9 protein-coding genes, 1 tRNA gene and 1 other RNA gene are annotated in these 12025 nt (G+C 68.4%); 8 read left to right on the top strand and 3 right to left on the bottom strand.

Annotation, left to right across the window (positions count from 1 at the left end; translation table 11 throughout):
- Window positions 1–33 precede the first annotated feature (33 nt).
- The 5 genes from AC3ENO_RS02190 (at window position 34) to AC3ENO_RS02210 (ending at window position 3533) form a co-directional block, all read left to right on the top strand.
- A complete protein-coding gene (locus tag AC3ENO_RS02190) occupies window positions 34–1122 on the top strand; it encodes a DNA glycosylase AlkZ-like family protein (RefSeq protein ID WP_434968968.1) in 1089 nt (362 codons plus the stop codon).
- A gap of 22 nt (window positions 1123–1144) precedes the next feature.
- Complete coding sequence (locus AC3ENO_RS02195; RefSeq protein WP_434968969.1) at window positions 1145–1492, top strand: DUF2200 domain-containing protein; 348 nt, start codon at window positions 1145–1147, stop codon at window positions 1490–1492.
- 2 nt (window positions 1493–1494) lie between these two features.
- Window positions 1495–1902: a VOC family protein gene (locus AC3ENO_RS02200; protein ID WP_434969148.1), complete on the top strand. Its 408-nt coding sequence runs from the start codon at window positions 1495–1497 to the stop codon at window positions 1900–1902.
- 150 nt (window positions 1903–2052) lie between these two features.
- On the top strand, window positions 2053–3384 hold the full coding sequence (locus AC3ENO_RS02205) for an HNH endonuclease signature motif containing protein (RefSeq protein WP_434968970.1): 1332 nt from the start codon (window positions 2053–2055) through the stop codon (window positions 3382–3384).
- Window positions 3385–3443: 59 nt separating this feature from the next.
- Window positions 3444–3533: transfer RNA gene (locus AC3ENO_RS02210), tRNA-Ser, on the top strand.
- A gap of 97 nt (window positions 3534–3630) precedes the next feature.
- Here AC3ENO_RS02210 and AC3ENO_RS02215 read toward each other — a convergent pair.
- From AC3ENO_RS02215 to AC3ENO_RS02225, 3 genes are read right to left on the bottom strand one after another with little or no spacing between them, the layout of a single operon-like run.
- A complete protein-coding gene (locus AC3ENO_RS02215; protein ID WP_434968971.1) occupies window positions 3631–5955 on the bottom strand; it encodes a transglutaminase TgpA family protein in 2325 nt (774 codons plus the stop codon).
- Window positions 5952–7199 (bottom strand): DUF58 domain-containing protein, encoded by a 1248-nt coding sequence (locus AC3ENO_RS02220; protein ID WP_434968972.1) that lies wholly within the window; start codon window positions 7197–7199, stop codon window positions 5952–5954. The genes AC3ENO_RS02215 and AC3ENO_RS02220 overlap by 4 nt, the downstream gene beginning before the upstream one ends.
- Before the next feature lies 1 nt (window position 7200).
- Entirely contained in the window at window positions 7201–8223 is a 1023-nt protein-coding gene (locus tag AC3ENO_RS02225) for an AAA family ATPase (protein WP_434968973.1), read from the bottom strand.
- A gap of 142 nt (window positions 8224–8365) precedes the next feature.
- Here AC3ENO_RS02225 and ffs point away from each other — a divergent pair.
- The 3 genes from ffs (at window position 8366) to AC3ENO_RS02240 (ending at window position 11987) form a co-directional block, all read left to right on the top strand.
- Window positions 8366–8462: signal recognition particle sRNA small type (ffs, locus tag AC3ENO_RS02230), an RNA gene on the top strand.
- 106 nt (window positions 8463–8568) lie between these two features.
- Window positions 8569–10758, top strand: a complete 2190-nt coding sequence (pta, locus tag AC3ENO_RS02235) for a phosphate acetyltransferase (RefSeq protein ID WP_434968974.1) — start codon at window positions 8569–8571, stop codon at window positions 10756–10758.
- Entirely contained in the window at window positions 10755–11987 is a 1233-nt protein-coding gene (locus tag AC3ENO_RS02240) for an acetate/propionate family kinase (protein WP_434968975.1), read from the top strand. The genes pta and AC3ENO_RS02240 overlap by 4 nt, the downstream gene beginning before the upstream one ends.
- The last annotated feature ends 38 nt before the right edge of the window (window positions 11988–12025 follow it).

The following is a 12025-nucleotide window of genomic DNA, read 5'->3' on the forward strand; positions in this document are numbered from 1 at the left end:
GTCGATGTCAGCGCCGGGCGGTACGCTCGCGGAATGCATCGCCTCACGCGGGACGAAGCGCGCCGAATCGCCGTGCGCGCCCAGTTGCTGGATGCCGATCGTCCGGGGGACGTCGTCGAGGTGGCGGAGCAGCTCGGCAGTATCAAGATCGATCCGACCGCGACGATCGCACCCGCAGAGCAGACCGCCTTTTGGAGCCGGATCGGGTGGGGGTACGAGCCCGGGCAGCTGAAGAAGGCCGTTGAAGATGATCGCCTGCTCTTCGAGTTCGATGGCCGGTTTTTCGCGTCGAGTCTGATGCCGTACATGGTGCCGCTGATGCGTGCCCGGCAGTTGCGTGCTGCCTCCCGCGAGTATCTTGAGGCCAACACCGCGTTTCGCGCGGATGTGCTCGCTCGGCTGCGCGCCGAGGGGCCGCTGCTGGCATCTGAGATTCCCGACACCAGCGTCGTGCAGGGCAGCAACGAGAGCGGGTGGTACGGATCGAACCAGGTCCCACGGATGCTGGAGTTGCTGTCGGTCATCGGTGAGGTGGCTGTGGTTCGACGCGAGAACCGCCAGCGCGTGTGGGACCTCGCCGAGCGGCTCTACGGTCCCGATGACGGGTCCATCACGCCGGAGGAGGCCGAAGAGCGGATGCAGCAACGGCGCCTTCAGGCTGCCGGCATTGCGCGGCAGAAGTCGCCGTGGAGCGACGTCGGCATGGCGGGGGAACCCGCAGAGGTCGAGGGGAGCGCGTGGAAGTGGCGCGTCGACCCGGAGGCCATCGCCGCGCTCGATGACGACCCGGGGGGCCGCGTCGCGATCCTCAACCCGTATGACCGGATGCTTTTCGACCGCCCCCGTCTTGTCGAGCTGTTCGACTTCGAGTTCATCCTCGAACAGTTCAAGCCCAAGGCTCAGCGCGTGTACGGCTACTTCGTGCATCCGATTCTCCTCGGCGACCGTTTCTCGGCGCTACTGGATGCCGAACTCGACAAGAAGAAGGAGAACCTGGTCATCACCGCCGTTCACGAGCTGATCCCCTTCGACGATGAGGAGCGCGAAATGGTGGATGCCGAGATCCGTGACCTCGGGGAGTGGCTCGGCGTTCCCGTGGTGTTTGCCTCAGGACGCCGGTAGGCCCAGCGCGTACCCTCGGATCATGGCGCACCGGATCTTCACGACGAGCTTTGCATCGGTCTACCCGCTCTACGTCGCGAAGGCCGAGCGCAAGGGCCGCACGAAGGATGAGGTCGACGAAATCATCGGATGGCTGACGGGCTTCGACGACCAGGATCTTGCGCGACACCTCGACGAACAGACGACATTCGAGGAGTTCTTCGCGGATGCCGACCTCAACCCGCGCGTCTCGGCGATCACCGGCGTGGTCTGCGGCGTGCGCGTCGAGGAGATCGAGGACCCGCTCATGCAGAAGATCCGATACCTCGACAAGCTGATCGACGAACTGGCCAAGGGCAAGGCCATGCCGAAGATCCTCCGGCAGGCGTGACCATGCCGCTGGTCGACCACATCGGTATATCGGTCGCTGACGTGAGCGCCACGGCCGACCGGTTCGAGCCGGTGCTCACCGAGCTCGGCTACGTCCGTACGGATGCCGGGTCCACGGTGTTCTGGACCAGCCCGGGCGAGACGGAACTCATCTTCTATCCCGCTCGCGATGCCGGGAGCGGTCCGCACGAGCACGGCCGGGTCGGCTGGCAGCATCTTGCGTTCGCGGTCGACTCGCGCGCCGAGGTGGATCGACTGCACGCGGTGGCTGTGGCTGCAGGCTGGGTAGCGGTGCGCGATCCCAAGCCCTATCCGCGCTTCACGCCCCGGTATTACGCATGCTTCCTCGAGGAGGAGAACGGCATCCGTATCGAATTCATGCACAATCCGCCCCGGGACGCCGTCGACTGACCGCGAGGACGCTGCGCCCGCACCGCTCGTCAGGTCCTGTTCTTCGGGGGAACAGTCGCTTAGGTTCGATGTGGGGCACCTCGCGATTCGAGCTCTCGCGGGAGCAGCCGGCCCGGGTTGAATGTCGGAGGTATGTTCTAATGTCGAGGCATGACGAACTCGCTGGCAGGCATCGCGGAAGCGCTGGAAGCGCTCGCTGCTGCGGGTGCTGAGCGGTCGCCCGAGTCGCTGACCGCCGCTGAGCTGGTTGCCGTGAACGCCGCTTACGGTGCCCTGCGGCGACGCGTGGATGCAGCGTTCGCGCCCGTTGCCGCCGAGATCGCGCGTCAGTCGCGGCGGGAGCTTGGCAGGGAATCTCTCGCCAGACGTCAGGGTTTCGCCTCGCCTGCGGCGCTGATCTCCACAACAACCGGGACCGGCATCGGCGAGGCGCTGCGCATCGTCCAGGTCGGCGAGGCCACCGCGCCACGGATGACGCTCACGGGTGATCCGCTGCCTGCAAAGCGGCGGTTCGTGGCCGCGTCGGTTGCTCGGGGAGACCTCGGAGTGACGCCGGCGGCGGCGATCGTGACCCTTCTCGACCGGCTCGCCCTCCGCACAGACGCGGCGCGCATCGACGAAGCCGAACGGCAGCTCGTCGAGCTTGCGCCCGGACTGCGACCCGACGAACTCTCGAAACTCCTCGCCCGTGTCGAGGCACACCTCGATCCCGATGGGGTCGAACCGCGGCACGAGGATGCCCGGGCGCAGCGCTCGCTCGTCATCCAGGAACGCGATGGCATGGTGACGCTCACCGCGAAGCTGGATGCCGAGACTGCGGCGCCCGTGAAGACGGCGATCGAAGCGATGGTGACCCAGGTCTTGCGCCGCAATGAGCACGCAGCCGACGACGAGCGCGATCTGCGATCCGTAAAGCAGCTCGCCGCCGACGCGTTGGCCGACCTGTGCCGCCACGGCCTAAGCTGCGACCGCGTTCCCACGGGCCCCGCAACCACCGTCGTCGTGCGGATGAGCCTTGAGGAACTGCAGAGCGGAATCGGGGCTGCCACGATCGACGGTCTCGATCAGCCGGTTTCGGCAGGCGCCGTCCGTCGGCTTGCGGCCGACGCGCAGATCATCCCGTGCGTGCTGGGTGGTGACAGCGAGATCCTCGACTGGGGAAGACTCAAGCGGCTGTTCACCCCCGCCCAGAAGCTCGCGCTCGCAGGAAGAGATGGCGGATGCATCTTCTGCGGCGCTCCGCCGGGATGGTGCATCGTCCATCACGCGAACTGGTGGGAACGAGATACGGGACCAACCGACCTCGAAAACGGCGTGCTCCTGTGCACCGGCTGTCATCATCGAGTCCATGACGACGGATGGGAGATCGAGATTGAGAGCACCGGCCCGACTGGCCGAGTGTGGCTCGTCCCGCCCGCGTGGATCGACCCCGCCCGGACGCCCCGGCTCGCCGGCAACTCCCGCTTCGCCCTCACTGCCTGAGCGCGAGCCCGCTGGTCCGGGGGGAAGAGGGCCATCGGGTACGATGGACAGGCTGTTCTGGTGACGTGTCTGAGCGGCCTAAGGAGCACGATTGGAAGTCGTGTGTGCGTGCAAGCGCACCGTGGGTTCAAATCCCACCGTCACCGCCATATGTCCTGAGTCGCGTCATCGTTTACGAACGGGTCGCGGCTCAGGACTTTTCGTTGCTCCCCCGGGCCCGCAGATGAGCTGCCGTGGCGCCGTTGGTCATCGTCGAAAGATCAGTCCCTGCACGAGCGATCGGGGTGCGACAAGGGCGATCGACCGGCGCGCCGGGGAGGCGGCGAGCATCACCTGACCCCTGATCTCGCGGGCCGCCACCGCCAGTTCCTTCCGGTCGCGGCCAGCCTCGTCGACACGAGAAGGCGGCAGAGCGCCGACCGTCGCCACCCCTGACCCCTGACCCGGGGCCGGGACTCCCGCCGGCGCGTAGGAGGCACGTTCGATCGCCGAGACGACGACGTTCATGGCGTCCTCGTCGACGCCGTGTTCCCGCACGAGCCGGTCCCCGAGCATGCGGGGCGTGTCGCTGCTCGCAACACGGATGCCGAGATCGACCGCCGTCTCTCGCACGACGGCCCACGCGGCGACCGAGTCGCCGGTAGCGGCGGCCGCGAGCAATCGCCTCCGCCGGAGTTCGGCGAGGACGCCCGGGGCGGCAAGCAGGGCCAGCACGCCGAGCCCGACGACACCCCACACCAGCGTGGCGAGGTTGCGCTGTGCCGGGAGGGTGGCCGTCGCATCCGGAGTGTCGACGTCCCCAGGCAGAGTCGATCTCGTCGGCTGCGGCGTCGCTGACGGCGCTGCCGACGCCGTCGGTGTCGGGGATGCAGCGTCCTGCTGCGCCGCATCCGTCCCCGAGCTGAACCGCGTCGCCGTTCCCAGACTGTTGGTGGGCTCGAAGGCCACCCAGCCGATCTGATCGAAGAACACCTCGGGCCACGCGTGGAGCTGGCCGCTGAGCACTGAGCGCACCGTTTGGCCGTCGACGACGGTGCTCGTGTTGACCCCCGGTAGGTACCCGACGACGATGCGCGAGGGCATCCCGAGCGTCCGTGCCATGAGCGCGAACGCTGACGCATAGTGCACGCAGTATCCCGTCTTCACATCGAGGAAGGCGGCAACCGCATCGGCTCCCGATCCGTCGAAACCCTGCTCGACGGGAGCCTCCAGCGAATACCGGAAATCAGACCCGCGGAACCAGGACTGCATCGCCACGAGCGCGTCGTAGTCAGTCGACGTGCCCGCGGTCACGTCCTCCGCGGTACGGGCGATGATCTCCGGCAGTCCCTCCGGCAGGGCGGATGCGGCATCCCTGACGCGGCCGGGATCGGCGCTCGCGGCACGGATCTGGTCGAGGGTCGGCTCGGGGACCATGGTGCGCACGACGTATGACTGCCCCTGGGTCGCGCCGTTCTCACCCACGACGGTGCGATTCAGGGGCATCGCATTCCAAGATCCCGCCAGTCCCTCCACCTCCACCGCCGGGAAGGGGACCGGCAGCCACGATGACGAGAGGTCGGTGATCTCGACCGTCGTGGAATAGTCCGCCACCTCGATGCCCGGGCCGGTCTGGACGTCCCCGAACGCTGCCGCGCTCTCCAGGGGCAGCGCCCAGGTCCGATCGGGCTGCCAGACCGCCCCGGTGAACTCGCTGAGGGTGGCGACGCGAAGATAGGGCGGCAGGGGTGCGTTGGAGCGCATCCGGAGGACCTCGATCTGCTCCGGCCGGCGCAGATCCTGACCGAGCGAGAGTGACGCGTCGATTCCGGCCGTTCCGCTTCCCGACGCGACCCGGGGAGCCGGCTGCGGAAGCGACGGGGTGATCACCAGTGCGGCGACAAGTGCGGCGGCGCCGATGCCGACGGCGACGGCGGAAGCCCCGCTCGCTCGCCCCAGACGCGGTTCCCGGCCCCGCGTCTCGGCCCGCAGGAGCAGGAGGATCGCCGCCGCAAGCAGGCCGAAAGGCCACAGGTTCACGGCGCTGGGCACTGCGATAGCAGGAATGAGAGAGACCGTGAACAACGCGACACCGGCAAGAAGCGGCATCCGTGCGGTGAGGGCGATGTGATCCACCGCGATCGTGAACAGGCCGGCGGCGCCCACGATCACAAAGCTCAGTGCCGGCGTCGGGATCATCGGTGCGGCGCTGTAGAAGATCTCCTCGGATGCCGTGACGATCAGGGCCGCTGCCTGATCCACGCTCCCAAGAAGGGGGACGACTCCCCAGAAGGCGGTGTCGCGCAGGAAGACGACAGTGAGGACGACGATCGTGAGTGCCAGTTCGATCGCGCTGATCCCGATCGCCGACACGCGGCTGCGGCGCAGCAGGTACCCGGTCGCCATGATGGCCGCCGACAGCGCGAGGGCTCCCCAGAGCCAGGCGCCGGGACTGACGACACGCGTCACCGGCAGGAGCGCCGCGACGATCCCGACCATGACGCCGACGGTCAGCAGCGTGTCCGCGCGACCGTTCCGGACGACTGCTCGTCGGCCGCTGCGAGCCGGGCGTCCAGGCGCGGGTGCGCTCATCGCCCCGCCCGCTTCGGCCGCCGCGCTCGCGCCTCGTCGTGTTCGCGGGCGTCGTCCCACCACCCGGGCATCTCGGGACCGACCCGGATCGTCTGGACTCGCCACCCAAGCTCGCCAGCCCGGTCAAGAGCATCCGGGGTGGCTCCCGTGGCCAGCAGGATCGGCAGTGTCGTGTGCGCACCGATGGGAGCGAGAGCGGCGATGTCCGCCTCGGAGACAGCGCCGGTGATCATCACGATCGGACCGTTTCCGACCCGTGCGAAGGCACGAGGAAGGTCGAGGATGCTGTGGCCGCTGCCCGCGACGATGGTGGCGCATTGCGCGGCGAACGCGTCCAGCAGCACCCTCTCGCCGGGTTCTATCGGTTCGTGCAGGGCAGTTCCGTCGCTGTCGAGCACGCTCACGGTGTAGCCGTCGCTCGAGAGCTGGGCGACCGCCGACACCGTGGTTGCGACGGCGGCCTCGAACGCGGGGTCTTTCCCGGGCGCGTCGGCGGCTCCCTCGCCCCACCGCGAGCGGTCCAGGTCGAGGACGACTACGGCATCCGGAGCCGACTCGTTCTCCTCCTGGCGGACCATGAGCCCGTCGTGGTGGGCTGAGGCGCGCCAGTGGATGCGGCGCATGGAGTCCCCCGGCTGATACGGACGTGCGAGCAGATTGTCGACTCCGTGGCCCCGCTGCGTGTGGGTGGCGTGCAGCGCGCCGCCGGCGGTCGCGGTCATTCCGCGTAGCGCCGGAACATCGACCTGCGCCGGAGCGACGCGCACGGATACCGCGCCGAGCACCCGGACTGCGCGACGGGCGAGGCCGAACGGGTCCTCCGTGATGACACGCAGCGGGCCGAGGGAGTACGTGCCTCGCGAGGTCGGGGTCACGCTGTAGCTGATCGTTGCAGAGCCCTCGGTGCCGTCCCACGCGAGGTCGCCATCCAGATCGCCGGCGAAGACCGGATCCGCGGCCTCGCGCCAGTGCGCCGACCGGCCGAGCATCCGCCGCGGTGGACGCAGCGTGATCGTGACCTTGGTCGGCTTGCCCGTCGTCGACACGTCGGGAACCACGCGCCGGGGACTCGCAGTGGGAGCGCCCCGGAACCACAGTGACGCGAGGCTGGCCGAGACGAGCATGATCATGAGCACGCCGAAGAACATGAGCTCGACCACGCCGGTCTCGCCGGCGACCACGAAGGAGACGACGGCGAGCGTCAGGGCGCCGGTGCCCCGAAGCGTGAACGGCCACCAGCGCATGTCACCGACGCGACGCAAGGGGGACGCGGGCGCTCGCGGCGATCTGCGTGAGCGCGGCCTCGACGGCGGCTTCGCCGTGATGGGCGCCGCCGGCTGCGCGCGTCGCGATCAGGCGGTGGGCGAAGACGGGGTGAAGCAGCCCCGTGATGTCGTCGGGAATGACGAAGGACCGCCCCTCCAACGCGGCCGCGACCTTGGCGGCCCGAACCAGTTGCAGGGTCGCTCGAGGACTGGCGCCGAGCTTGAGGTCGGGGTGGGTCCGAGTGGCCTGCGCGAGAGCTACCGTGTATTCCTCGATCGCCGGGGCCACGTGGATGTGCCGAGCGGACACGATCAGATCGATGACCTCGTGCGTCGTCACCACCGGCCGCACGGCCTCGAGCGGATTGACGGTCTCGCGCTGGCGGAGCATCAGCGTCTCGGCGCGCGCATCCGGGTAGCCCATCGAGATCCGCATCGTGAATCTGTCGCGTTGCGCTTCGGGGAGAGCGTAGGTGCCCTCCATCTCGAGCGGGTTCTGGGTTGCGACGACCAAGAACGGATGAGGCACGAGGTGCGTGCGCCCATCGACGGTGACCTGACGCTCCTCCATCGCCTCCAGGAGTGCGGACTGCGTCTTGGGGGAGGACCGGTTGATCTCGTCGGCGATGACGATGTTGGCGAAGACGGCGCCGGGCTTGAACTCGAACTCTCGCTCGACGGGGTTGAACGCCGACACGCCCGTCACGTCTCCGGGAAGCAGATCCGGGGTGAACTGGATGCGGCGCACCGCCGCGTCGATCGAGGCGGCCAGGGCGCGCGCGAGCATCGTCTTGCCGACTCCGGGAACATCCTCGATAAGAAGGTGTCCCTCGGCCAGGAGGCAGATGAGTGCGCTGCGCGCCGCCTCGGGCTTGCCGTCGATGACCGATGTGATGGCCGCGAGGATCGAGTCGGTGACCTCGGCAAAGCGCTCGGCGGTCACGGGCTGTGCCCCTCGGGCCTGCGCGGACGTCCGTTCCTCGCCGATGACGCTCTCGGTCATGTGCGACCCCCTCCGCCACTGCGCGCCGCCTCGTCGGATACGCGACGCCTCGTCGGTCGTTGCCCAATCGTAACCTTCGCGCGAGGGGGGTGGCTCTGGGAGGACGCCGCGAATCCTCGGGCGAGCGAGCGGGTAGACTGGGGTCAGCTCTCCGCGCGGCGGCATCCAGGCCAACTCCCCCAGGACGGAAACGTAGCAAGGGTAACCAGGCTCTGCCGGGTGCGCGGAGAGTCTTTTCGTTCCCGGGTGAACGGTGTGCGACGCGGGCGAGACCATCCCGTGTCCTGGGGCTTTTCTCCGGTACCGGCCCTGCCTCGTCGTCACTGCCGCGCCTAGGCTGAGAGCGTGGCGCAGAGCATCTTCATCACCTCGGCAGAAGGTCACTCCGGCAAGTCGACCATCGCGCTCGGTGTACTGGACGCGCTCAGTCATGCCACCCCGCGGGTCGGGGTGTTCCGAGCGATCGCCCGCTCGACGGTGGAACCCGACTATGTGCTCGAGATGCTCCTCGCGCACGACGGTGTCGATCTGGCATACGACGACTGCATCGGGGTGACCTACGACGAGGTGCGAGCAGACCCCGACGCGGCGCTGGGCAAGATCGTTGAACGCTACAAGGCCGTCGAGGCCCAGTGCGATGCCGTCGTCATCGTCGGCAGTGACTACACGGATGTCGGGTCCCCGGCCGAGCTGGGGTACAACGCCCGCATCGCCGCCAACCTCGGCGCGCCGGTACTGCTGGTGATGAGCGGTCGCTCCGGCGAGGCGGAGAAGCTCGGCTCGTCCCCGGCCCGCACTCCCGAGGAGATCGGGCAGATCACCGCGCTCTCGCTCGCGGAGCTCGCGCATGGACGGGCGGGCCTGCTGGCCGTCATCGTCAACCGCAGCGAGCCGGATCGCATCGACGACGTGATCGCCTCGGTGCGAGACGTCGTCGACCACGCGCGCGAACCCGAGCACGCGACATCCGACGGTCTCGTGCCGGTGTGGGCGATTCCCGAGGACACGTTTCTGGTCGCGCCCACGATGCGCGAGGTCATGGCGGCCATCGACGGCACGCTCATCAAGGGTGACGAGGAGCTCCTCTCTCGGGAAGTCCTGGGTGTCGTGATCGCCGGGATGTCGATGGTCAACGTGCTGCCGCGTCTGAGCGAAAGCGCGATCGTGATGATCCCGGCAGACCGCACCGAGGTCCTCCTCGCGACGCTGCTGGCGCACTCCTCGGGCACGTTCCCGTCGATCTCCGGCATCCTGCTGAACGGCCCGTTCCCGCTTCCGGAGCAGATCGACCGGCTGATGGACGGTGTCGGGTCCAACCTCCCGATCATCGCGACCGACGAGGGCACCTTCGAGACCGCCGTCAAAGTCATCAACACGCGAGGCCGCTTCGCGGCGGCATCGCAGCGACGCTACGACACGGCGCTGGCGATGTTCGAGCACCACGTCGACACCGCAGCGCTCAGCCGCTCACTCGGGCTCGCGCGGTCCACGGTCGTGACCCCCCTCATGTTCGAGTACCAGCTCGTCGAACGCGCCCGCTCGGATCGCCGACGGATCGTGCTCCCGGAAGGAAACGACGACCGCGTCATCCGTGCCGCCGCGACCGTGCTGGCGCGGGGGATCGCGGACCTGGTGATCCTCGGCGACGAGGGCGACGTCCGCACCCGCGCGGCCGAGCTCGGCGTCGACATCTCCGCGGCGCAGATCATCAGTCCCTTCGATCCGGCGTACGTCGAGCCGTTCTCGCAGGAATACGCGCGGCTGCGGGCGCACAAGGGCATCTCCCTGGATCAGGCCGCCGACACGGTCACCGACGTGTCCTACTTCGGGACTCTGATGGTCCACCTCGGGTTGGCCGATGGCATGGTCTCGGGTGCGGCCCACACGACGGCGCACACGATCCGTCCGGCGTTCGAGATCATCAAGACCAAGCCCGGCGTGTCGGTCGTCTCCAGCGTGTTCCTCATGGCGCTGGCCGACCGGGTGCTCGTCTACGGTGACTGCGCGGTGATCCCCGACCCGACCGCCGAGCAACTCGCCGACATCGCGATCTCGTCGGCCGCGACGGCGGCGCAGTTCGGCATCGACCCACGGGTGGCGATGCTGTCGTACTCGACGGGCGAGTCGGGATCGGGGGCGGATGTCGAGAAAGTGCGCGCCGCCACCGCCATCGTTCGCGACCGCGCGCCGGAACTGCTCGTCGAGGGACCCATTCAATACGATGCGGCAGCGGACGCCGCTGTTGCAGCAGCCAAGATGCCCGGGTCTGCGGTGGCCGGGCGGGCCACGGTCTTCGTCTTCCCCGATCTGAACACCGGGAACAACACCTACAAGGCTGTCCAACGGTCGGCGGGTGCGGTCGCGATCGGCCCCGTGCTCCAGGGCCTCAACAAACCCATCAACGACCTCTCTCGTGGCGCACTGGTCGATGACATCGTGAACACCATCGCCATCACCGCGATTCAAGCCCAGCCGGATGCGCCGCCCGTGACCTCGGCATCCGATTCCCCCGAGCAGGAAGAGACCTCCGCATGAGCGTTGTCCTCGTCGTGAACAGCGGCTCGTCGTCGTTCAAGTACCAGCTGATCGACATGAACAACGAAGCCGTGCTCGCGTCGGGTCTGGTGGAGCGCATCGGGGAGGAAGCCGGTCACGCGCGGCACACGGTCACCGCTGCGGACTTCGCCGCCGACGAACCCGCGCCGACGTTCGTGAGCGCCACGTCCGAGCGTGACCTTCCGATCCCCGACCACACGGCGGGGTTCCAGGTGATGCTGGATGCGTTCGCGGCGCACGGACCGTCACTGGATACCAACCCTCCTGTGGCCGTGGGACACCGCGTCGTCCACGGCGGAGCCCGGTTCTTCGAGCCGACCCTGGTCACGCCGCTCGTCCTCATCAACATCGAGGACCTGTCGGTGCTCGCGCCCCTGCACAACCCGGGGGCCGTGCAGGGCATCCGGGCCGCGCAGGACGCGTTCCCGGCGCTCCCGCACGTCGCTGTATTCGACACTGCGTTCCATCAGACGCTCTCGCCCGCCGCGTACACGTACGCGATCGACAGCGATCTGGCTCAGCAGCATCGACTGCGTCGCTACGGCTTCCACGGCACCTCGCACAAGTTCGTCAGCGAGGCGGCAGCCGACTACCTCGGTCGGCCGCTCGCAGAGCTCACGCAGATCGTGTTCCACCTCGGCAACGGGGCATCGGTGACCGCCATCGACGGGGGGCGCTCCGTGGATACCTCGATGGGCCTCACGCCGCTGGAGGGCCTCGTGATGGGCACCCGGTCGGGGGATGTGGACCCGGCCATCGTGTTCCAGCTCGCGCGACGCGCGGGATTGTCGATCGATGACCTGGACGAGCTTCTCAACAAGCGCTCGGGCCTGCTGGGTCTTGCGGGAGTCTCCGACATGCGAGACATCGAGCAGCGTCGTGCCGATGGCGATGAGGCGGCGACCCTGGCCTTCGATGTCTACATCCATCGCCTGCGCGCCTATGCCGGGGCCTATCTCGCTCAGCTGGGTGGCGTCGACGTCATCTCCTTCACCGCCGGCGTCGGCGAGAACTCACCGACCGTTCGCGCGGCCGCCCTCGAGACCCTGGGCTTTGCCGGCGTCGCTCTCGACCACGAACGCAACGAGCGCCGCGAGCGGGGCATCCGTCGCATCTCGACTGACGCCTCGCGGGTGAGCGTCCTCGTCGTGCCGACCGATGAAGAGCTGGAGATCGCCCGGCAAACTCTCGGCGTCGCACAGGGGTGAGCCCGCGCGAATCGCCGTTCCCGTCGAGTCGAACTACT

This window comes from Microbacterium sp. bgisy207 (assembly GCF_057706855.1).